Here is a 21,031-nt window from a genome sequence, read left to right as displayed (position 1 = left end):
GTGGGACACGAGGACCTCCTGGTATCTGTGTTTGCTCTCGACAAGCTCCACATAACACCCGGAGGTCCTCTTTACTTCGTCAATTCCAGCCCCGTGTCATCAACCTGCCGGGACAGTACATCTAGGCAGCACTCACATCGGGCTCATGCGGACAGTTGCGATTGCGTCGCTAGACTGTCCGCATGAGCCTGAACGAGCACCATTACGCGCTGACTGTCCGTTGGACCGGGAACCTCGGCGAAGGCACCTCTGGTTACCGGAGTTACTCACGAGACCACGATGTAGAGATTGCCGGGTTGCCCACGCTGAAGGGCTCAGCAGACCCCACGTTCCATGGTGACCGGAACCGGTTCAACCCCGAACAGCTCCTGCTGGCTGCGCTCTCGCAATGCCACATGTTGTCTTTCCTTCACGTGGCCGTCAAACACGGCGTGGTGGTCTCCGCATACGAAGACAACGCGGACGGCCTCATGAAGATGAACAGGGACGGCAGCGGGCAGTTCGAAGCCGTGACCCTGAAACCGCACGTCACCATCGCCGATCCCGCTCACGCCGCCTTGGTCCCGCAGCTTCACCACGAAGCCAACCAGCTGTGCTTCATCGCCCGAAGCGTCAACTTCCCTGTACACCACGAACCCATCACGACGGCGGCCGCCGCCTAACGCCGCCGGTCCCGCCACAGTGCCACGAGCCTGCGTTCGGCGTCCCGGCTGAGGCCTGCTTTTCGCTCCCTGTCCAAGCCACGGCCCCGCTCATCCTCCAGCGTGGCTGCGAGTGTCTCCCGCCACGGGCGGAGCCGCATACCCGCGTCCCGGGCTGCTTTGTTGGAGCGCGCCTGGAAGCCTTCGTGGTCCGGCGGAAGCCACAAGGGCAACGAATCCGGTCCAGCCCAGTACTCCACGCCCTGCTCAACGAGCCAGTCCTGGGTGGGACGGATGGCGTCCTCCGCGACCGGTCCGGCCAACCGCCGGGACTCGGAGATGTAGTCGGCGAAGCCCACAACCTCGCCCACTGCGTTGTAGGTTCCTGCCAGGCCCTGTTCGGCGGCTTGGAGGATCCATGCAGCCAGATCCCGGACATCGATGATCTGGGTCGCTGCGTCCGGAATGTCCGGGACCAGCACCGTGTCAGGGCTGGCAGCGAATCGTGCCGGCCAATAACCGTAGCGGTCCGTACCGTCCCCTGGTCCGCCAATGAGCCCTGCCCGGACGATGTGTGCCCTATCCCCCAGCAAGGCACGCGTCAGCTGTTCGATCGCTGACTTCGACTCGCCATAGGTTTCCGGCGTTCCCGCCTGCCCCTCCGGCAGCGGTTCCAGGAGGGCCGCGTCTTCCGTGGCCCCCGGTACCGAGTGGTCTGCGTACACCGAGCAACTTGAGACGAACGTCCAGTGCTTCGCGGCAGGGCCCAGCGCTTCCAAAGCCGCCCGGGCCTGCACTGGATCACGGGACACCTCGACGACGGAATCCCACCTTCCTGCCACACCGGCGAAAGCCGCGGCACCCAAGGCACGGTCGCCCCTGACCCAGGTGGCGCCGTCGGGCGGTTGAGCCGAAGTACCCCGGGCGAGGCACGTCACATCGTGCCCGGAGGCGACAGCCTGCCGGGCGATTTCCGCGGACAGGAAGGCGGTGCCGCCAAGGACCAGGATGCGCATACCGTCACGCTACGGCGCTAGGGTTGTCAGTGGACAGAGTGTTCCGCGCCCGGCGAACACGGGCCGACGACAAGGAGATAGTGCACCTTGACCTCCATCCCCCTAGCGGAAACCATCACCTTGGAACCAGAGAAAATAGACCTCGTATCAATCCTCATCACCATCGGTGTGGGGCTGGCAGTCTGGATCGTTGCGCGGTTCATCATCGGGCGCATCACGCGCCGGGTGTCTGCCGGTAGCTCCTTCTTCAAGAAGGCGCACTTCAAATGGGTGCAACCCGCCATACGCGCACTGGACCACGAACGGCGTTCCCAACGCGCCGAGACCATCGGCACGCTGCTGACAAGCCTGGTGAGCGTCATTGTTGTGGTGATTGTCATCATCTACGTCCTGAAATACATGAACGTGGACGTCGCGCCCCTCCTGACCAGCGTGGGCATCCTGGGTGTCGCCATCGGTTTCGGCGCCCAGCAACTGATCCGTGACTTCCTCGCGGGCATCTTCATCACCATCGAGGACCAATACGGTATTGGCGACGTGATCGTTACCAGCGAAGTGGTTGGTACCGTTGAATCCGTGGGATTGCGGATTACCCGGGTCCGTGCCGAAGACGGAGCCATCTGGTACCTGCGCAACGGAGAAATCCTGCGGGTCGGCAACCGCTCGCAGGGTGACTACGCGCCGCTTGAAACACCTGATACCAGCGATGGCCCCGGCGCTGCCGCTGCGCCCGTGACTGCCGGCGCACCACGCGCCACGAAGGCCGAGGAGAAGTCCAATGAGTAACATTTCCGGTGGCCAGCCACCAGCGCCACAAGCCGGCCCCCGCCGCCAACTGATGCAGAACGACCCTTTCAGCCAGCCCGCCTATACGGACAGCTTCTACGCTGCCGTCGGCGGGCATGAAACGTTCGTCAAGCTTATTGACGTCTTTTACGACGGCGTGGCCACGGATCCGCTGCTGCGTCCCATGTACCCCGAAGAAGACCTCGGGCCTGCGAAGCGGCGCTTCCTCATGTTCCTGGAACAGTACTGGGGCGGGCCCACCACATATGGCGAGGAACGAGGACACCCCCGGCTTCGGATGCGGCACATGCCGTTCCGGGTCACCCCCGAGGCGAAGGACCGTTGGTTGTTCCACATGCGGACAGCCGTGGACGCGTTGGACCTGTCGCCGCTGCATGAAGGCACCCTGTGGGACTACATGGAACGCGCAGCGCTGACCATGGTCAACAGCCCATCAGCGGGCCCGGACGCCTGAACCTCAGAAACCGAGCCCGAGCCCTGCGCCGGTACGGACCAGTACATGGCCACGGGGTCCGCTCAGCCTGAACCAGCGGCCGTTTCGGTACACCTGCTGCTCACCATCGGCGAGGAAACCCAGGGCGAAAGCCGCGAAAGCCGCGCCTGACGGCAGGTCCTCAGCGCCAGGCATTCCGCGTCCCCAAACGGCAGCCCTGGCGGTGTTGATGACGGCGGCACCCGCCACGGCAGGAACGACGCCAGCCACCTCCGCGATGCCCGCCTCGGCCGCTGACCTGAGGTCGGCGTCGGGAATTGAACCTTGCGGTTCCCAACCGGCCCGCGGTGCCCCGACGCCGGCCCAGGACTCCGAAACGGTCGACGGCGGGATGGGCAGGTCCACGTCCCCGTCGCCTGAGCGGGCCAAACGGTCCATCACGGACGCAAGCGTCACCGTTACGTCGGCCTGGGCCTGCTCCGCCAGGGCCATGGTCCGCAGGCCCAGGATGGTGGGGGTGGACTCGCCGAGGATGCGCGGCCGCAGCACGCACACATAGGCCGCGAGGACCCTGCCCGAGGCCTGCAGGCGGATGGCACCGTCGTCGATGCTCTTGGCCCGCGTAACGAAGGTCCGAAGATCGGCGAGGTCACGGGGATCGGCGAAGCGGAAGGACTGGGTCAAGACGTCTGTCACATGATCGACTCTACCGGCATGTCCCCGGTTGAGAGGGGTCGGGGCGGCGTCTAAAGTCGAACCATGACTGAGACGAACGCTGGCCTCGACGTGCAGGCACCCGCAGAAGACCCCATGGATGTGCTGATCGGCCTGCTGGACCTTGGTGATTTTGACGGAGCCCGGACCAACGAGGACATCTTCCTCGGGCCGTCCCAAAAGCAGCCCCGGCACCGTGTTTTTGGCGGCCAGGTCCTCGCCCAGTCGATGATGGCAGGAATGCGGACCGTGGAGCAGGACCGGGTGGCCCACTCCATGCACGGCTACTTCCTCCGGCCCGGTGACGCGAACAAGCCCATAACTTTCGGCGTCGAGCGGTTGCGCGACGGCCGCTCCTTCTCCGCACGCCGTGTGCACGCCTACCAGGACGGCGTTCCGATTCTGTCGATGATCGCCTCGTTCCAGGTGGAAGACAGCGGGCTGGACCACCAGGCGAGCATGCCGGAGGGCATCCCCGATCCCGAGTCGCTGCCCAGCACCGCTGAGCTGCTGTCCCACTTCGACCACCCGATGGCGCGGCACATGTCATCCGAACGGCCCTTTGATGTCCGGCACGTGGATCCTGCCCTCTATGTCTCTCCGCCGAGCGAGCATGTGGCCACCAACGCGGTGTGGATGAAGACCATTGGCCCCCTTCCGGATGACCCCAATCTGCACCGTGCGGCCCTGGCCTTCGCGAGCGATTACACGCTGCTCGAACCCATCCTCCGCAAGCACGGCCTTTCATGGATGACGCCAGGGATGAGCGTGGCCAGCCTCGACCACGCCATGTGGTGGCACCGGCCCGTGCGGGTGGACGAGTGGATGCTGTACGTCCAGGAGTCCCCCAGCGCCCAAGGTGCCCGGGGACTTGCGACGGGACGCATTTTCAACCGCGACGGCGTCCATGTCGCCACTGTTGCGCAGGAAGGCATGGTCAGGATTCCGTAGACCACCGTTGCCTTAAGCCGAAGAGGCCGGCCCCCTTGGGGACCGGCCTCTTCGTGTTTCAGTTTTAGTCGCGTGTGAGCTCTAGTCGTGCGTCAGCTCTAGTCGCGCGTCAGGCGGCGGTGGGTTACGCGGTGCGGCTTAGCCGCATCCGGGCCCAGGCGCTCCACCTTGTTTTCCTCGTAGGCGTCGAAGTTGCCTTCGAACCAGTACCACTTCGAGGGGTTCTCGTCATCGCCTTCGTAGGCCAGGATGTGCGTTGCCACCCGGTCCAGGAACCAGCGATCGTGCGAGACCACCACGGCGCAGCCCGGGAACTCGAGGAGCGCGTTTTCGAGGCTGCTCAACGTTTCGACGTCGAGGTCGTTGGTAGGCTCATCGAGGAGCAGCAGGTTGCCGCCCTGCTTGAGCGTCAGCGCCAGGTTGAGTCGGTTGCGCTCACCACCGGAAAGAACACCGGCCTTCTTTTGCTGATCCGGACCCTTGAATCCAAAGGCAGAAACATAGGCACGCGAGGGCATTTCGACCTGGCCGACCTGGATGAAGTCGTTGCCTTCCGACACGACCTCCCACAGGGTCTTGTTGGGGTCGATGCCACCACGGGACTGGTCCACGTAGGAGATCTTCACGGACTCGCCGATCTTCAGATCGCCGTCGTCCAGCGGCTCCATGCCCACAATCGTCTTGAACAGCGTGGACTTACCAACACCGTTGGGTCCGATCACACCGACGATGCCGTTGCGGGGCAACGAGAAGGAGAGGTCCTCGATCAGGACGCGGTCATCGAAGCCCTTCTTCAGCTTATTGGCTTCAATCACCAAAGAACCAAGGCGGGGTCCCGGCGGGATCTGAATTTCTTCGAAGTCCAGCTTGCGGGTGCGCTCCGCCTCGGCAGCCATTTCCTCATAGCGGGCCAGACGGGCCTTCGACTTGGTCTGACGGCCCTTGGCGTTGGACCGGACCCACTCAAGTTCCTCGCTCAGGCGCTTGGAGAGCTTGGCGTCCTTCTTGCCCTGGACCTCCAGACGGGCTTTCTTCTTCTCCAGGTACGTGGAGTAGTTGCCTTCGTAGGGGTACAGGTGACCGCGGTCAACCTCGGCGATCCACTCAGCGACGTGGTCAAGGAAGTAGCGGTCGTGGGTGACGGCCAGCACGGCACCGGGGTACTGGGACAGGTGCTGTTCAAGCCACAACACACTCTCGGCGTCCAAGTGGTTGGTGGGCTCATCAAGGAGCAGGAGGTCCGGCTTCTGCAGGAGGAGCTTGCAGAGCGCTACGCGGCGGCGCTCACCACCGGAGAGGACAGTTACATCGGCATCTGCCGGCGGGCAACGCAGTGCGTCCATGGCCTGCTCGAGCTGGGAGTCGATGTCCCAGGCGTCGGCAGCATCGATGGCTTCCTGGAGCTTGCCCATCTCATCCAGGAGGGTGTCGTAATCCGCGTCCGGGTTTGCCATCTCTTCGGAAATTTCATTGAACCGCTGGATCTTGGCGTAGATTTCGCCAACGCCTTCCTGGACGTTGCCCAGGACGGTCTTTTCCTCGTTCAGCGGCGGTTCCTGCAGGAGGATTCCCACGGTGTAGCCGGGGCTCAGGCGGGCTTCGCCGTTCGAGGGCGTGTCCAGTCCAGCCATGATCTTGAGGATGGTGGACTTACCAGCACCGTTCGGGCCCACGACGCCGATCTTCGCGCCGGGGTAGAACGACATGCTGACATCGTCCAGAATAAGTTTGTCGCCAACGGCCTTGCGAGCCTTGGTCATCGTGTAAATGAATTCCGCCATACCCTTAAATCTAGTGGCTCGGCGTACATAACTCACATTCGGGTGCCCCGTGCAGCTACCGGGTGTCCCCCACGAAGCACTTTCCTGTGGCAAGGACGGGTAGCACCGTGACCACCACTCCCCCATCGCGGATCTGGCCCATGACACAGTTTTCCCCGGTCAGGGCGGCCGCCTCCATGGCGTCGACATCCAAGCCGGTGGGCGTGCGGCTGACAGATACTTCCACGTTCGCCGTGGGAATGCCCGCGGAAACCAGCGCCGCCCTTACGGCTTCCCTGTCCGGCTTGGCGTTGGCAGTGACCAGCTTCTTCAAGGTGCCCTCCACCGCGAGCCTGGTGTCTTCCACCGCGGGATCCACGTTGGCTGTCGCTACGGATCCCTCGGAGGGCGCGGTGCTGGAAGGACTGTTGGCGGACATGACGGGTCCGCTGCACGCGGTCAGCGCCAGGGCCGTCGCGACGAGCACTGACAATGCTGTCACCCGGACTCCCTCGGCTGGCCTGCCGTGCTCCGATGCTGTTCGACTGCTGATCACGTAGCCATTGTGCCATTCACAGCGGGATCGGACGGGCGTAGCTTGTCCAACAAGGAGCATTGACTCGTGGCAACGGAGATGAGGAATCAACCATGACCGGACAATCCCCGGATGCTGTGGCGACTGCCAGCATCCCGGCGAACCGCCAGAAGGTGTGGGAAGCCCTCACCGATCCTGCGCTCATCAAGCAGTATTTCCTCGGTACGAACGTCGAGACCACGTGGCGCGTCGGCGATCCGATTACCTACTCCGGCGAATACAACGGCAAGTCCTATGAGGACAAGGGAACGATCCTCGCATTCGAACCTCCGGCACTGCTGAAGACCACCCATTACAGTCCGGCCTCGGGGCTGCCTGACACCGCAGAGAATTATCACACCGTGGAATACAGCCTTGCCGAGGAAGCCGATGGGACCCGCGTAACCATCAGGCAAGGCAACAATTCGTCTGACCAGGAAACGACCCAATCAACGGAGACCTGGCAAGTGGTGCTTCGGAATCTCAAGGAATTCCTGGAGTCCTAGGGGTTAAGCGGGCATCCCCCTGGAATCACGTCCAAGGGGGATGCCGTTTGTGCCCCAGGAGGGAATCGAACCCCCGACCGGCGGATTAGAAGGCCGCTGCTCTATCCCCTGAGCTACTGGGGCGCACATGGCACGTGAAACGGCATAGGCCGCTGGCGCCACAAAGAGTTTACAGTGCGTTCGGCTGGCAACCCGACAACCCCGTGCTGCACTCCTTCCCTCCACAGGCCTTGCAGCACCAAGTTATGCACATAGCTTCGATGCGCCCTACTCGTACACTCCGCCGTGGACAAGGCTGAAAGAGCCGGACAGGCACTTCCCTACATCGAGAAGGACCACCCATGAACGACATCATCACCGTCCGCGGCTTCGTAGCCTCGGAAGTCAAAAGTTCCACCACAGCGCGGGGAACTTCCACCGCTTCATTCCGCTTGGGATCCACGGAGCGCCGCTACGATCGCGCCACCAACGCGTGGGTTGACGGCAACACCAACTGGTACACGGTTCAGTCATTCCGCTACCTTGCCGGACATGTGGGATGCAGCGTCAAGAAGGGGCAACGGGTCCTCGTCGTTGGACGCCTGCGTTTGCGGCAGTGGGAACACGAAGGTCGCGTCTACCACGTGGCCGAAATCGACGCCGAGTCAGTCGGACACGACCTCATGTGGGGCTCCGCCAACTTCACCCGCATGAACGGCAGCACAGCCCCCGCCGAAACTCCTCCGTCCGTTGAGGCCTCCGGTATACCGGAGCGAAACAGCGACTGGGATGCCGATCATGACCAAGTACCCCCGGTAGACGACACAGAAGAAGTCGCTGTAGGTGCCTCGGACGATGACGACACGATGTTGGTCAACATTGAAACCGGTGAACTGACGGGCGCCGGAGTGTGATTCTGCTGCACGTGTTCGCGTATCTGCGGGACCAGCCCTGCACGTAGCGCCTATTCTGGGTCCATGCCACAGCACGATGCAGCCCCGGGAGTCGTGACCTCTCCCGCCTCCTGGGCAGCTGTCGAGGAGTTGTTCGGAACCAAGGGGGAACCCTCCCGGTGCTGGTGCCGGTGGTTCTCCCTCTCCGGCAGGGACTGGAAGACCACCACACCGGAGGACCGCAAGAAACAGCTGAAGACTGCGTTCAGTGCGGGTCCTGCGCCGGGCGTGCTCGCGTTTGATGGCATCTCACTTTTTGGAGCAGCCGGGTTCAGCATCGTGTCCAGGCCCTCACCGGGAAGCGCTGTCATGCGGTGCCTCACAGGGACCAAGACAGGTACTGAGGTTGGGCGATGACCACCAGGGACCTGGTCCAGTCGATCCGTTCAAGCATTCGCTCCGCCGCGGACCCCGACAGGGCGCGGGGAGCACAGGCCTACATGAAGTCCGACATGCCTTCCTGGGGTGTGCGGGTTCCCGAAGTACGCAAAATCGTGAAAGCAGCTGTGCGGGAGTTCCCTCCAACATCGCCGGACGAACTGCGGGCCGCCGTGTACGAACTGTGGCGTCAGGCGGAAGCGCGGGAGGAGCGCTATGCCGCGATTGACCTGACAGGCCTGAAGATGGCGAAGGCCGACCTCGACATGTTGCCGGTCTACGAGGAAATTATCCGTACAGGTGCGTGGTGGGACTTGGTGGACGGGGTGGCGCACAGGATCTGCGCACTCCTCATTGCCCACCCGGGCACCATGAAGCCGCTGCTGCTCCGCTGGGCCGTGGATCACGACACATGGATCAGAAGGACCGCAATCACCTCTCAGCTTGCTGCAAAGGAAGGGACGGAGACCGACCTGCTGGCTGCTGTTATCCGGGCCAATATGACTGATAAGGAGTTCTTCATCCGCAAAGCGATTGGATGGGCCCTGCGCGAGTACAGTAAGACAGATCCGGAATGGGTGCGGAACTTCACCGCCGACAACGCCTCGGACCTAAGCCCACTGTCCATCCGGGAGGCACTACGTCTCCTGCCGTCCCCTTGATTTCGTTACCGGATTTCAGATGATGGGACGCAGGAAAGCCTGGTCCTTGGTGCGGAACAGGCCCTTGGTTTTGGGGTCCATGAAAATCAGATAGATCGCAAAGAAGATTGCGATGACGGCCGCGGCGATGCGGGCCAGCAGCAGGGCCAGGCCCAGGTCTTCGCTTTGGAGGTAGGGGAACACGTCCAATTGGTCCGAGATGGCGTAAACCATGAAGAACGACACCACAAAGTACAGGGCTTTGACCTGCCAATCGTTGCGGATGCCCGTCACGGCAAACAACGGAATCAACCACACGACGTACCAGGACTGAATCATCGGCGCCAGCAGCACAATGGCGGCAAACGCCAGCGTGAGGCGCCGCATGATGCGGTCGTAGTCGCCCCGGAAGATGAGCCAGGCGACAGCGGCAACCATGAGGACTTTCCCTGCGTCATAGACCGCCTTGGCAAACACTGCGCCGTCAAGCCCCAAAACGTTGGCGATCGAGCCGACAGCCAAGCCGATCAGGCCCACGGGCGCGTACCAGATCGCTACGCTCCCAGGCGCTGACAAACCGTTGATCCAACCAAATCCGTACCCGTTAACCAGGCTCAGCGCGTAGAGGAGTCCCAGGCTCAGGGCGGCCGTGAAGAACCAGAACACGAACCTGCGGGGCCACGAAGCACCCTTGCCGGCCCACAGAAGCCCGATGAAGGGCAGGAAGACCACGGTGATTGGCTTAACGGAGATGGAGAGGGTGACCAAGACAATGCCGAGGATGACACGGCGGGTTGCGCAGTAGTACAGGCCCGCGAGGGCAAGACCGATCATCAGCGCGTCATTGTGGACGCTGGCAATGAAGTTGGTCAGGAAGAGCGGGTTGGCGGCCGTCAGCCAGAGTGCCCGATGCGGGTTTACGCCGTGAAGTTCCGCCAGCTTCGGGACATAGACAATGCACAGGACAACCCCCACCGCGGCGACCAGGCGGAAGAGCATGACGCTTGCTTCCGGTTGGACGTTGGTGGCCCACACGACAAACTGTTCGATCCATAGGAACACTTGGCCGTAGGGCACTGGTGCCTCTGTCCACTGCTTGTCCGCACCCAGCTGGAAATAGTTGGGCAGGGCCGATATTCCGTTTTCGTAAGGGTTGATGCCCTCAACCATCAACCGGCCTTGCCCTATATATGCATAAACGTCCCTGCTGAAGAGGGGAACGGTGAACATCATGGGGAGCCCCCACGCCACCACGGCCTGCAACGTAGCTTTCCGGGCCTCAATGCCCCAGACCCTGACTCGCTGCCCGAGACGGAGCCAAGCGCGGACCAAGAGCATTCCGCCGATGGCCAACAGGACGATGGACAGTGCAACTCCCACGCCTTCGGTGCGCATCCAGATAAAGAGTGGTAGCCGCCTCAGTTCGGAGGCCGGAGCAAGCCAACCCACCCCCAGGGAACCGAACACCATGAACATCGAACCTATGAATCCGGCAATCAATGGCGAACAGGCGTTATCCACTTCGCTGGCTACAGCAGCTTTTGACGTGTCTGCTTTCCCTGCCAGTTGCGCGGCGGGTACGGGCACCGTCATGTGGTCGTCGTCCAATCGTTCGCCCGCTGTGTTCGGGTCACATTCTGAGTCATCGGGGGCATTCCACGACAGGAAGAAACGACACTGTCGCGCCCAAAAATCGTACCATCGGAGCACTTGGAAGCGACTGAGGGATAGGCTTGGCGCGTGCCTATTACTAATGAACGCATCGTCTGGATCGACTGCGAAATGACCGGCTTGGACCTGAAGAACGACGCCCTGATCGAGGTTGCTGCCTTGGTAACCGATTCGGAGCTGAATATCCTGGGGGACGGCGTGGACGTCGTTATCAAGCCCGACGATGCCGCACTCGAACAAATGAACGACTTCGTACGGGACATGCACACCCGCTCCAAGCTCCTGGAGGAGCTCCCCCACGGTAAGACCATGGCAGAAGCCGAAGCTGAGGTCCTGGAATACATCGAGAAGTGGGTACCGGATCCCAGGAAGGCGCCGCTGGGTGGCAACTCCGTGGGAACCGATCGGATGTTCCTTGCCCGCGACATGCCGAACATCGTGGAGCACCTGCACTACCGGGTGATTGATGTCAGCACCATCAAGGAACTCTCCAGGCGATGGTTCCCGCGTGCGTACTTCCAGTCGCCGGCAAAGCACGGCGGCCACCGCGCCTTGGGTGACATCAAGGACTCCATCGACGAACTGCGTTACTACCGCGAAGCCGTTTTCGTCGCCGCACCCGGGCCGGACACTGCCACCGCGCAGCGGATTTCCAAGGATGTGATGGCGTCCGCCGAAACACTGGGAACCAGCGAATCGGTGTGATCTGCAACATTTTTGGAGGTTTTTTCGCCAAAACCGGCAAAAGTGGACTTTGCACCCCAAAACAGCAGGTAAGCTATTTGTCGTTGCCTTCGAGGAAAGCCGGTCAAACGGACTAGCCGAAAAAGGCACATGGTGGGCTTAGCTCAGTTGGCAGAGCGCCTGGTTGTGGTCCAGGAGGTCGCGGGTTCAACCCCCGTAGCTCACCCCACCGAGATTGGCTGAAGAGCCGGTTTCCACAAAGGCCGTACCGGTTATCCGGTGCGGCTTTTGTTTTTAACCAGATCCAGGGCCGACTCCGCCTCGGAATCACAGCGTCAACGAAGGAAGATCTGACATGACCGTCCTGCCAGTCACCATCTGGGGCGAACCTGTCCTGCACCGCCGGGCAAGCGAAGTCGAGGTATTCGACGACGAACTTCGTGCATTGATAGCGGACATGTTCGAAACGAACGACGCAGCAAACGGAGTCGGCCTGGCGGCGCCCCAGATCGGCGTAGGCAAGCGCATCTTTGTCTACAAGTACGCCAATGACGACGACGTGCCCGAACAGGGCGTCGTGGTCAATCCGGTACTGACGCTCTCCAAAGTCTCCGGCGCGGCACCGGACCCCGACGAACATGTCGAAGGTTGCCTGTCGTTCCCGGGCGAGTATTACCCCTTGCAGCGAGCCGAATGGACCCGCGTCCAGGGCTTCGACGGCGATGGCAAGCCGGTGGACTTCGAGGCTACGGGCTGGTTCGCCCGGATCCTGCAACACGAGTTCGACCACCTCGACGGAAAACTGTACGTGAACCGCTTGATTGACCGGTACGCCAAAAAGGCCATGAAGCAGGCCAAGAAAAACGGTTGGGGTGTACCTGGCCTGACCTGGATGCCCGGCGTGGACCCCGATCCCTTTGGACACTGAATCCATGTCCACCAGTTCCACAGCAGAACTCTTCGAGCTCCTGGACATCTCCGGCGACGACGCCGCAGAATGTGCCGCCCTTTTGGCGACGCCACCCAGCGCAGCCGTCCTACGGGCCATCAATTCCTTGCAGGAGCGTCTGGGAACCTTTCCCCGGGACAGCATCCAGGCAAACGACGGTAGCGAGGCGGACTGGATTGAGGCCTTGCTTCGTTTCGCCCCGACGGTTCACAGCTACCATGTGGGTCTGGGGATCAGTCCTGCGGTGTCGGCTGCATCTCTGGGCGATGTAGGGCTGCAACTGCGCATTAACCGGCGGGTTCACAACCGCTTTGGGCTGGATACCTGGAGTTGGCTGACGCTCCACATGGCCGGAAACCTGTTCCGCTTGGGACGTCTGCAATTCCACTTGGTCAGGAATTCCGAAGTCGCAGGACAACAGAATAGTTCCGGGTGGGAGCTTGGCGTTCACATTCCTGAAGACGGGGGCCTGTCCCCCGCCCTGGTTGACGCCAGCTTCACCGAGGCCCGGGGCTTTTTCCCCCGGTATTTTCCGGACAAACCGGCCGACACTGCCACATGTGACTCGTGGATGCTTGATCCCTACCTGGTAGAACGGCTTCCGGACAGCAACATAGCTTCCTTCGCACGGCGTTTCACGCTGGACCGCTGCACGGATGCACCCACGGACGCCGTGTACTTTACGTTCCGCCAGCGTGGCCTGCAGGACCTGGACAAGCTTCCCCGCGAAACGTCACTCCAGCGCGTCGTGCTGGAAAGGATCGACGACGGCGGCACCTGGCAACTGGGGCATGGTCACCTGGCGTTGTAGATGGTTTGTTGCTCAGGGCATCCGGAGAGTACCCGCTTCATCGCGTCCTTTTCGGCCGCAGTGACCCAGAGCCTGTAGGCAGTCTTCACCGAAATTTGACGCGCTATGTAGTGGCACCGGAAGTTCTTGTTAGCCGGTAGCCAGGTCGCGGCGTCGCCGGCTCCTTTCTTGACGTTCGCCGGACCATCAGCTGCGATGAGGTTCAGGGGATCGTTGGCCAACGTTTGCCGCTGCTGTGCTGTGAGTTCCTGGGCACCTTTCTGCCAGGCATCGGCCAGGGCCACGACGTGGTCGATCTGGACTGCCGCGCTGGTGTCCTGACCCCTTCGGAACGTCACGTGGGCACCCGTGTAGGGTTCCTCGAAGACTCCCCCGGCGACCTTGCAGGAGGAGCCGGCCGTGAATTCAACGTCCGTAAGATCCCTGTGCAGGATGTCGTTCCGGGTGTCGCATCCATTGTGGTCCATGTCCGCCCAGGCCTGGCCGAAAGCTGCCCTGTCATAGTCAGACTTCGGTGCCCTGCCTTTCACGGGAAGCCGCTCCAAGGCCATGCTTGCACTTTCGGCAACAACGGGAGCTGCGCCCTTGACCGGTTTCATGAATGTCGCATCGAAGACGGGCGCCTCGCTGGGGCCCGCTGCCCAGGGATCGGCGACGCCAAACTGGCCGGTGGTGAAGAACCAGGCCAAGCCCGACACCACTGCTGTTGCTGCGAAAGCCAGAATGACCCAGGCGTGACGCGACCTGCGCCGGGCGCGTTTGTAGGCTGACCAGGTGATGCTCAAGGGACTCCGTCCAGTGGGGGCAGGCAATGTCCTACGAGCGTAGGACAAGGCCCCGACAGCCAGAGCAATATCCACAGTGTGGAGGAGAAGTCACACTGTGACGACGCTGATGTGGGGCTCTATTGCTCCCGCATCACGCGCTGAAGGTCTTCGGTTGCTACTTCGAGCAATGCGCGCAGCTGTTCAACGCGCTGATCCGGGACGTCACCGGCGGCATTGGCTGCGACTGCCTGATCGAGGAGTTTTTGGGCCTGCTTATGGTTGGCCCGCGCAACGTCCAGCGCGTGTTCGAGAGTGGTTTCGTGCTCAAGGGTTGATTCGTTGTCCATGAGCCCATTTTGATCAGGTTTCCCGGCTGTGGCCAGTGACACAGCCGGGAAACCCCTAAATAGTTTTGGTTGCTTAAGCGTCAGCCGTTTCCAGCAACGCGATGGGAGCAATCACGTCCTTGGCGGGGAATGACGGCGGGTTGACTCCGGCCATTTCCTCCATGACGCGGACAACCTGGCATGAGTAGCCGAATTCGTTGTCGTACCAAACGTAGAGCACCAGGTTCTTGTCGTTGGAGATGGTTGCAAGGCCATCAACAATGCCCGCGCGGCGGGATCCGACGAAGTCCGTGGAAACAACATCGGGCGAGTCGATGTAGTCGATCTGCTTGCGCAGGTCCGAGTGCAGGGACATCTCACGGAGGAAGTCGTTCACCTCGTCGCGCGTCGTGCCGTTCTCAAGGTTCAGGTTGAGGATGGCCATGGAAACGTCCGGGGTGGGAACGCGGATGGCGTTACCTGTGAGCTTGCCCTGCAGTTCGGGCAGAGCCTTGGCCACAGCCTTGGCAGCACCGGTTTCGGTGATGACCATGTTCAGCGCAGCAGAGCGTCCGCGGCGATCGCCCTTATGGAAGTTGTCGATCAGGTTCTGGTCGTTCGTGAACGAGTGGACGGTTTCCACGTGGCCGTGGATGATGCCGAACTTGTCGTTGATGGCCTTCAGCACCGGGGTGATGGCGTTGGTGGTGCAGGATGCGGCGGTGACAATCTTGTCGTCGTCGTTAATGTCCCGGTGGTTGATGCCGTGGACGATGTTCTTGAGTTCGCCCTTGCCCGGAGCCGTGAGCAGTACGCGGGCGACGCCCTTGCTCTGCAGGTGCTGGGAGAGGCCTTCGGCGTCGCGCCAGCGGCCGGTGTTGTCCACAACCAAGGCATCCTTGATGCCGTACGCGGTGTAGTCCACCGTGGCGGGGTTGTCCGAGTAGATCACCTGGACCTGGACGCCGTTGGCCGTGATGGTGTTGGCTTCCTCGTCCACGCGGATGGTGCCCTCGAAGGATCCGTGGACAGAATCGCGGCGCAGCAGGCTTGCGCGCTTGACGAGGTCGTTCTCGGCGCCCTTGCGAACAACGATCGCACGGAGTCGAAGACCGTGGCCGCCACCGGCCTTTTCAATGAGCAGGCGCGCCAGCAGGCGGCCGATCCGGCCGAAGCCGTAAAGGACGACGTCGGTGCTGGTGCGGTCGTCAGCGCCGCGCTTGCCAACGACGTCGGCAAGTTCCGCACGCAAGTACTCGTCCAGGGAGGCGCCATTGCCTTCAGCCCGGTACTTCTCCGTCAGACGCGCAATGTCGATAGCAGCAGCGCCCAACTCCAACTCGGACAAAGCGTTGAGCAGGGGTGCGGTTTCTTCGAGCAGGAGCTCGTGGTTGCTCATCCGGCGCGCGAAGCGGTGAGCCTTCAGGATGTTCATGGTGGACTTGTTAATCAAGCTCCGGCCGTGGATGCTGGTGACCACGTTGTTTTCCCGGTACAACCGGCCGATCACCGGAATCATGGCCTCGGCGAGAGCCTCCCGGCCCATCCACTTATCAAGACAAGAATCTGACGTCTGGCTCACAGAACTACCTTCCTTGGGTCAACCACATACGTCCTCGTATGCAGATGGCAGCGGCCGCCCGGAGTAGTCCTGCGGCACATGCGCCGGCGGGCTTCGGTCCACCCACAGCGCCTTGAACGAGAGCAAAGAAAATCCGCCGGCTGCGAACGCAGTCCCGGCGGCAGAACATCTACGTTCAGTACCTATTCTAGGGCGGAAGGACCGGTGGCAGGACTTTCGAAGGCGTGAAATCACTCACACGCAGTGTTTGCGCTGGTCATAAATGGATGGGTCGACCGATACGCCGGGTTCTGTCATCACTTCCGTTACCGGAAAGTGAGTAGCGGCCATCCATCTACGAACGCCGTTGCCGACGCCCTCCAGCAGCCTACCCGGACACTCGGGCGGGCAGCCCTCAAACGTGTCCTGTCTGGCCTTGCTCCGGGTGGGGTTTACCTAGCCTCCCCGGTCACCCAGGGAGCTGGTGGTCTCTTACACCACCGTTTCACCCTTACCTGCTGCCCCATGATGCAAGCATCACCGGGCGCAGGCGGTCTGTTCTCTGTGGCACTGGCCTGCGGGTTACCCCGAGTGGGCGTTACCCACCACCCTGCCCTGCGGAGCCCGGACGTTCCTCGAGCCACTTTCGTGACGCGCGACCGCCTGGTCGACCCATCCGCCATCAAGTCTACCGGCGTCGGGAGCTTGGAAAGTCCGGCGTAATATCGACTGGTGCTGATTCTGCTTCCGCCTTCCGAAGGCAAGACCCCTGCCACCAAAGGTCCCGCGATCAATTGGGAGTCGCTGAGTTTCCCCGAGCTGAACCAGCACCGCGCCACGGTTCTTGAGGCCCTGGGGACGGTGAGCGCGCATGACGATGCCCTGACGCTGCTGGGCGTCGGCGCTTCCTTGCGGGACGACGTCGAACGTAACACCCGGCTGCATGCCGAACCGGCTGCCCCGGCGCACCAGGTGTATTCCGGCGTCCTTTATGACGCCTTGGGCTATAAGAGCATGACCGCAACCCAACGACGCAAAGCCACCGAATCCATCCTGGTGATCTCCGCTTTGTGGGGCGCCATTGGTTTTGGGGACCAAGTGCCCGCCTACCGGCTGTCCATGGGAACTGCACTGCCCGACGTCGGACGCCTCGCCTCCTACTGGAAGCCGCAGCTTAACGCCGTCCTCGCCAAACGGGCTGAAGGCGAACTGGTGGTGGATTGCCGGTCGAGCACCTACGCAGCTGCCTGGGCTCCCCCCGCCGCCCAGACAGTAAACGTCAACGTTTTCAGTGAGGCAAACGGCAAACGTACGGTGGTCAGCCACTTCGCCAAACACACCCGGGGTGAACTGGCCCGGCACCTTCTGACACGGCGCGGCAAGGCGCCGGCCACGCCGGCACAACTGGCCAAGGCAGCCAGCGAAATGTGGATCACGGAATTGGTGGAGGGCACGGCCCGCAAGCCGCACGCACTCAACATCATCCTGGCTGGCCAGGTTGGGCCCAACTAGGGTCGGTCCGGCCTAGTTCCACTCTGCCGAACGGACCAGGATTACTCCCGAGTCCGGGCAAAAGACAATGTCGTCCTCTGCAGCAGCCTTGACTTCCGCGAGGTCCCCCGGGCTCAGCATCATGCCGGAGCCTTCGGATTTGCCATGGAACAACCGAGCGGCGCCCACTCCCCGCTTGGCAATGGTCTTCTCGTAGATTGCCAGGAGCCCGGCGTCCAGGGACTCTGCAAAAGCGGCCCGCTGTCCACGAACGACGGTCTCTTCGGCGGCAATTTCGGCTATGGCCTCATCGAGCTCCGCGCGGATGCTGCCAAAGGAACCTTGAATGTCATCAACGATCGCCTGCTGGGCGGTCTGGCGTTCGCGAAGGGTGTCCAAGCGCTCAAGGATCTCCAGCTCGACGTCCTCAAGGTCGGAGCGGCGCTTGTTCAGCGAGGCAATGTCGCTCTGAAGCGCCACCAGGTCCTTGGACAGGCCCGTACCGCTATTGAGCCGGGCTTCGTCGCGTTCGATGCGCGTAGCCACCTGTTCCACATCAGCCTCGGCCCGACGCAATTCCGCCTCGGCATCGTGCACGGCGACCTTGGCCGCTCCCAGTTCACCGTTTGCCACGTTCAGGGCGTCGGTGAGGTCGGTGATGCGTGGATCCGTTTCCAGTACGCGGCGACGGCCGGCCAACGACTTGAGCTTGGCGTCGAGCCCCTGCAGTTCAAGCAATTTGTATTGTTCTGCCGGTGCTGCTTTCGCCACGCTTACCTCCGCTTGTCACTGCCGGTCCCGGAGATCAGGAGCGGCATGACAACCCCTATCTGTCGGGGCTGCCCATATCTTTCTAGACTCTAGTCCCCGCCGGGAGTCAGTATGAAGTCCCAGGGATCGCTATTGGTGCTGCTGACACGGATCTCGACGTCGAAACCCTGGTCTGCGAGCACGTTCCCCAAGGCCTCGGCGGCAGCTGGGAGCCACAGCCATTCGCTGGCGAAATGTGAAACGTCTATCAAGTAGGGACGACCGTTCGTGGCGCCCTCACGGGCCTCGGAGGCCGGATGGTGGCGCATGTCCGCAGTCACGTACACGTCTGCGTGGCTGGCGCGGACAGCGGGAAGCAAACTATCGCCTGCGCCGCCGCATACCGCCACCCTGCGCACCAGGCCGTCCTTATCGCCGGCAACCCTCACGCCACCGGCCACTGCCGGGAGCATTTCAAAGACACGGGCTGCAAAATCACCGAGTGTTTCCAGGTCAGGAAGGTCACCTACCCTGCCGATCCCCTCTTCGGGCAGTCCATTGCTGGCCGGAGTCAGGGGCGTGACGTTCTCCAGGCCGAAGGCGTCTGCCAGGACGTCGGACACCCCTCCGACGGCTGAGTCACCGTTGGTATGAACAGTCAGCAATCCCGTCCCGGCCTCGATGAGGCGATGGATAGCCAGGCCCTTGGCTGACGTGGCCGCTACGGAATTCACGCCTTTGAGCAGTAGGGGGTGGTGCGTTATCAGCAGCTCGGCACCCCATTCGATGGCTTCGTCGATGACTTCCAGGGTGGGATCCACGGCAAAGAGGACCTTGCTTACCGGAACATTGGGGCGGCCCGCTACCAGGCCGACTTCGTCCCACTCCTCCGCCAGCGACTCCGGCCAGAGCTCCTCCACGGCCAGTAACACCTGACCGAGCGTGGGTTCCCCCGTGGCCTCAACTGCTCCGTCATCTTCGCCGGAATCCGCATCAGAAATGTCAGTGTCTTCTGCTTCCATACTCTTATTCTTACCTACCGGACCGAATCAGGCAGTCCCGCCACCCGGCGTCGCCGTTATTGTCCCGTAAGGTGTTGCGGGAATCATCACGCCCTCCGATCCATTGAAGAGAACATGAAAACTTTCGTACTCGGCGGCGGCTGCTTCTGGTGCCTGGATGCCGTTTACCAAAAAACCCGCGGCGTCAGCTCGGTTGTTTCCGGCTACACCGGCGGTCATGTCCGCAATCCCGACTACTACGAAGTCTGTTCCGGAACCACCGGCCACGCGGAGGTGGTGGCCGTGACCTTCGACGAAACAGTTGTTCCGGAGGAAGTCATCCTGGACATGTTCTTCGCCCTGCACGACCCCACCACCCTGAACCGGCAGGGTTACGACGTCGGCACCCAGTACCGTTCGTCGATGTTCTACACCACCACCGAAGAGAAGGTGCTGTTCGAAGAAGCAATCGAGCGCGCCCAGGCCCTCTGGTCCGACCCGATTGTGACCGAAGTAAGTCGACTCCCCGACTTTTATGAAGCCGAAGAAGTGCACCAGAATTACTACGCCAAGTTCCCCTACCAGGGCTACTGCCAGGTGATTATTAACCCGAAACTGGCGAAGGCGCGGAAATATTACTCTGCGTGGCTTACTGCTTAGCAGGGTTTCGATCCGGCTCGTTAGGCTGACCTCAGCATTCCCTCCTCAGAGATAGGCATAATCTTCATGGCAAGGATCTACGACGACGTCACGCAGCTGGTCGGTCGCACACCGCTGGTCCGTTTGAACCGGCTCACCGAAGGCCTTGACGCCACCGTTGCGGTCAAGCTTGAGTTCTACAACCCTGCCAACAGCGTCAAGGACCGCATCGGCGTAGCCATCATTGATGCCGCTGAGAAGTCCGGCGCCTTGAAGCCCGGCGGAACCATCGTGGAAGGCACCTCCGGCAACACCGGCATCGCCCTGGCACTGGTCGGCGCTGCACGCGGCTACAAGGTCATCCTGACCATGCCCGAGACCATGTCCACTGAGCGCCGCGTCATGCTGCGCGCCTACGGTGCCGAGATCGTTCTGACCCCGGGTTCCGAAGGCATGCGCGGAGCAGTGGAAAAGGCCCAGGAGATCGTGGCCAACACTGAAAACTCCATCTGGGCACAGCAGTTCGCCAACGAGGCCAACCCTGCCATCCACCGCGCCACCACGGCCGAGGAAGTCTGGGAAGACACCGACGGCGAAGTCGACATCTTCGTTGCCGGCGTCGGCACCGGCGGCACCATCACCGGCGTCGGGCAGGTTCTCAAGGAGCGCAAGCCTGGTGTGCAGATCGTTGCTGTTGAGCCCAAGGACTCCGCGATCCTCAACGGCGGCGCACCCGGTCCCCACAAGATCCAGGGCATCGGTGCCAACTTCGTGCCGGAGATCCTCGACACCAACGTCTACGACGAGGTCCTTGACGCCACGCTGGAAGATTCGGTCCGCGTAGCCCGCGATCTCGGTGCCCGTGAAGGCATCCTGGGCGGCATCTCCTCAGGCGCCATCGTATGGGGTGCCCTTGAGTTGGCCAAGCGCCCCGAGAACGCCGGCAAGCTCATTGTCGCCGTCGTCTGTGACTTTGGAGAGCGCTACATCTCCACCGTCCTGTTCGACGACATCCGCGGCTAGAACTC

24 protein-coding genes, 2 tRNA genes and 1 other RNA gene are annotated in these 21,031 nt (G+C 62.0%); 15 read left to right on the top strand and 12 right to left on the bottom strand.

Going from position 1 to position 21,031, the window contains the following annotated elements; translation table 11 throughout:
• Positions 1-182 precede the first annotated feature (182 nt).
• Positions 183-662, top strand: coding sequence for an OsmC family protein (locus LRQ04_RS20355; protein WP_235522112.1), 480 nt, complete (start codon positions 183-185; stop codon positions 660-662).
• Here LRQ04_RS20355 and LRQ04_RS20350 read toward each other — a convergent pair.
• On the bottom strand, positions 659-1,657 hold the full coding sequence (locus tag LRQ04_RS20350) for an NAD-dependent epimerase/dehydratase family protein (protein WP_235522111.1): 999 nt from the start codon (positions 1,655-1,657) through the stop codon (positions 659-661). The two genes, LRQ04_RS20355 and LRQ04_RS20350, sit on opposite strands and share 4 nt — an antisense overlap.
• Before the next feature lie 87 nt (positions 1,658-1,744).
• Between LRQ04_RS20350 and LRQ04_RS20345 the strand changes: the two genes are divergently transcribed.
• Together LRQ04_RS20345 and LRQ04_RS20340 are read left to right on the top strand one after the other, a co-directional pair.
• Entirely contained in the window at positions 1,745-2,443 is a 699-nt protein-coding gene (locus LRQ04_RS20345) for a mechanosensitive ion channel family protein (RefSeq protein WP_235522110.1), read from the top strand.
• Positions 2,436-2,918, top strand: a complete 483-nt coding sequence (locus LRQ04_RS20340; RefSeq protein WP_305082613.1) for a globin — start codon at positions 2,436-2,438, stop codon at positions 2,916-2,918. Before LRQ04_RS20345 ends, LRQ04_RS20340 begins: the two co-directional genes overlap by 8 nt.
• Positions 2,919-2,921: 3 nt before the next feature.
• On the opposite strand, the gene LRQ04_RS20335 is transcribed toward LRQ04_RS20340, so the two are convergent.
• Complete coding sequence (locus tag LRQ04_RS20335) at positions 2,922-3,593, bottom strand: hypothetical protein (RefSeq protein ID WP_235522109.1); 672 nt, start codon at positions 3,591-3,593, stop codon at positions 2,922-2,924.
• A 63-nt stretch (positions 3,594-3,656) separates the two neighbouring features.
• Between LRQ04_RS20335 and LRQ04_RS20330 the strand changes: the two genes are divergently transcribed.
• Positions 3,657-4,562, top strand: a complete 906-nt coding sequence (locus LRQ04_RS20330; RefSeq protein WP_235522108.1) for an acyl-CoA thioesterase II — start codon at positions 3,657-3,659, stop codon at positions 4,560-4,562.
• A 98-nt stretch (positions 4,563-4,660) separates the two neighbouring features.
• On the opposite strand, the gene ettA is transcribed toward LRQ04_RS20330, so the two are convergent.
• Positions 4,661-6,343, bottom strand: coding sequence for an energy-dependent translational throttle protein EttA (ettA, locus tag LRQ04_RS20325; protein ID WP_235522107.1), 1,683 nt, complete (start codon positions 6,341-6,343; stop codon positions 4,661-4,663).
• 55 nt (positions 6,344-6,398) lie between these two features.
• Entirely contained in the window at positions 6,399-6,878 is a 480-nt protein-coding gene (locus LRQ04_RS20320; RefSeq protein ID WP_235522106.1) for a hypothetical protein, read from the bottom strand.
• Between the two features lie 92 nt (positions 6,879-6,970).
• Between LRQ04_RS20320 and LRQ04_RS20315 the strand changes: the two genes are divergently transcribed.
• On the top strand, positions 6,971-7,402 hold the full coding sequence (locus tag LRQ04_RS20315) for an SRPBCC domain-containing protein (RefSeq protein ID WP_235522105.1): 432 nt from the start codon (positions 6,971-6,973) through the stop codon (positions 7,400-7,402).
• A 50-nt stretch (positions 7,403-7,452) separates the two neighbouring features.
• Here the strand turns inward: LRQ04_RS20315 and LRQ04_RS20310 are convergent.
• Positions 7,453-7,525 (bottom strand) — tRNA-Arg (locus tag LRQ04_RS20310).
• 218 nt (positions 7,526-7,743) lie between these two features.
• Between LRQ04_RS20310 and LRQ04_RS20305 the strand changes: the two genes are divergently transcribed.
• The 3 genes from LRQ04_RS20305 (at position 7,744) to LRQ04_RS20295 (ending at position 9,374) form a co-directional block, all read left to right on the top strand.
• Positions 7,744-8,295, top strand: coding sequence for a single-stranded DNA-binding protein (locus tag LRQ04_RS20305; RefSeq protein ID WP_235522104.1), 552 nt, complete (start codon positions 7,744-7,746; stop codon positions 8,293-8,295).
• A gap of 63 nt (positions 8,296-8,358) precedes the next feature.
• Positions 8,359-8,691 (top strand): hypothetical protein, encoded by a 333-nt coding sequence (locus LRQ04_RS20300; RefSeq protein ID WP_235522103.1) that lies wholly within the window; start codon positions 8,359-8,361, stop codon positions 8,689-8,691.
• On the top strand, positions 8,688-9,374 hold the full coding sequence (locus tag LRQ04_RS20295) for a DNA alkylation repair protein (protein ID WP_235522102.1): 687 nt from the start codon (positions 8,688-8,690) through the stop codon (positions 9,372-9,374). Before LRQ04_RS20300 ends, LRQ04_RS20295 begins: the two co-directional genes overlap by 4 nt.
• 15 nt (positions 9,375-9,389) lie before the next feature.
• On the opposite strand, the gene mptB is transcribed toward LRQ04_RS20295, so the two are convergent.
• Positions 9,390-10,946, bottom strand: coding sequence for a polyprenol phosphomannose-dependent alpha 1,6 mannosyltransferase MptB (gene mptB / locus LRQ04_RS20290; RefSeq protein ID WP_235522101.1), 1,557 nt, complete (start codon positions 10,944-10,946; stop codon positions 9,390-9,392).
• Between the two features lie 147 nt (positions 10,947-11,093).
• Here mptB and orn point away from each other — a divergent pair, with 147 nt between their 5' ends.
• The 4 genes from orn (at position 11,094) to LRQ04_RS20270 (ending at position 13,468) form a co-directional block, all read left to right on the top strand.
• Positions 11,094-11,729 (top strand): oligoribonuclease, encoded by a 636-nt coding sequence (orn, locus tag LRQ04_RS20285; protein WP_257367908.1) that lies wholly within the window; start codon positions 11,094-11,096, stop codon positions 11,727-11,729.
• A 132-nt stretch (positions 11,730-11,861) separates the two neighbouring features.
• A tRNA-His gene (locus LRQ04_RS20280) sits at positions 11,862-11,937 on the top strand.
• 126 nt (positions 11,938-12,063) lie between these two features.
• Positions 12,064-12,636, top strand: a complete 573-nt coding sequence (gene def, locus LRQ04_RS20275; protein WP_235522100.1) for a peptide deformylase — start codon at positions 12,064-12,066, stop codon at positions 12,634-12,636.
• 4 nt (positions 12,637-12,640) lie between these two features.
• On the top strand, positions 12,641-13,468 hold the full coding sequence (locus LRQ04_RS20270; RefSeq protein WP_235522099.1) for an acyltransferase domain-containing protein: 828 nt from the start codon (positions 12,641-12,643) through the stop codon (positions 13,466-13,468).
• Here LRQ04_RS20270 and LRQ04_RS20265 read toward each other — a convergent pair.
• The 4 genes from LRQ04_RS20265 to rnpB all read right to left on the bottom strand — a co-directional run bounded on the left by LRQ04_RS20265 (position 13,453) and on the right by rnpB (position 16,797).
• Positions 13,453-14,253, bottom strand: coding sequence for an HNH endonuclease family protein (locus tag LRQ04_RS20265; protein WP_235522098.1), 801 nt, complete (start codon positions 14,251-14,253; stop codon positions 13,453-13,455). The two genes, LRQ04_RS20270 and LRQ04_RS20265, sit on opposite strands and share 16 nt — an antisense overlap.
• A gap of 119 nt (positions 14,254-14,372) precedes the next feature.
• Positions 14,373-14,582, bottom strand: coding sequence for a hypothetical protein (locus LRQ04_RS20260; RefSeq protein WP_235522097.1), 210 nt, complete (start codon positions 14,580-14,582; stop codon positions 14,373-14,375).
• 73 nt (positions 14,583-14,655) lie between these two features.
• Positions 14,656-16,143: a glyceraldehyde-3-phosphate dehydrogenase gene (locus LRQ04_RS20255; protein ID WP_257367904.1), complete on the bottom strand. Its 1,488-nt coding sequence runs from the start codon at positions 16,141-16,143 to the stop codon at positions 14,656-14,658.
• A gap of 263 nt (positions 16,144-16,406) precedes the next feature.
• An RNA gene (rnpB, locus tag LRQ04_RS20250) (RNase P RNA component class A) lies at positions 16,407-16,797 on the bottom strand.
• 57 nt (positions 16,798-16,854) lie between these two features.
• Between rnpB and LRQ04_RS20245 the strand changes: the two genes are divergently transcribed.
• A complete protein-coding gene (locus LRQ04_RS20245) occupies positions 16,855-17,634 on the top strand; it encodes a YaaA family protein (protein WP_235522096.1) in 780 nt (259 codons plus the stop codon).
• Between the two features lie 12 nt (positions 17,635-17,646).
• On the opposite strand, the gene LRQ04_RS20240 is transcribed toward LRQ04_RS20245, so the two are convergent.
• Positions 17,647-18,384 (bottom strand): zinc ribbon domain-containing protein, encoded by a 738-nt coding sequence (locus LRQ04_RS20240; RefSeq protein ID WP_235522095.1) that lies wholly within the window; start codon positions 18,382-18,384, stop codon positions 17,647-17,649.
• 89 nt (positions 18,385-18,473) lie between these two features.
• Complete coding sequence (locus LRQ04_RS20235) at positions 18,474-19,385, bottom strand: Nif3-like dinuclear metal center hexameric protein (RefSeq protein ID WP_235522094.1); 912 nt, start codon at positions 19,383-19,385, stop codon at positions 18,474-18,476.
• A 114-nt stretch (positions 19,386-19,499) separates the two neighbouring features.
• Here LRQ04_RS20235 and msrA point away from each other — a divergent pair, with 114 nt between their 5' ends.
• Complete coding sequence (gene msrA, locus LRQ04_RS20230; RefSeq protein WP_235522093.1) at positions 19,500-20,024, top strand: peptide-methionine (S)-S-oxide reductase MsrA; 525 nt, start codon at positions 19,500-19,502, stop codon at positions 20,022-20,024.
• A gap of 66 nt (positions 20,025-20,090) precedes the next feature.
• A complete protein-coding gene (gene cysK, locus LRQ04_RS20225) occupies positions 20,091-21,026 on the top strand; it encodes a cysteine synthase A (protein ID WP_235522092.1) in 936 nt (311 codons plus the stop codon).
• The last annotated feature ends 5 nt before the right edge of the window (positions 21,027-21,031 follow it).

It is taken from the genome of Paenarthrobacter sp. AR 02, from assembly GCF_021538675.1.
In the GTDB taxonomy this organism is placed as follows: Bacteria; Actinomycetota; Actinomycetes; order Actinomycetales; family Micrococcaceae; genus Arthrobacter.
The sequence above is the reverse complement of the archived record's forward strand: the minus strand, read 5'-3'. Positions and strand labels throughout refer to the sequence as shown.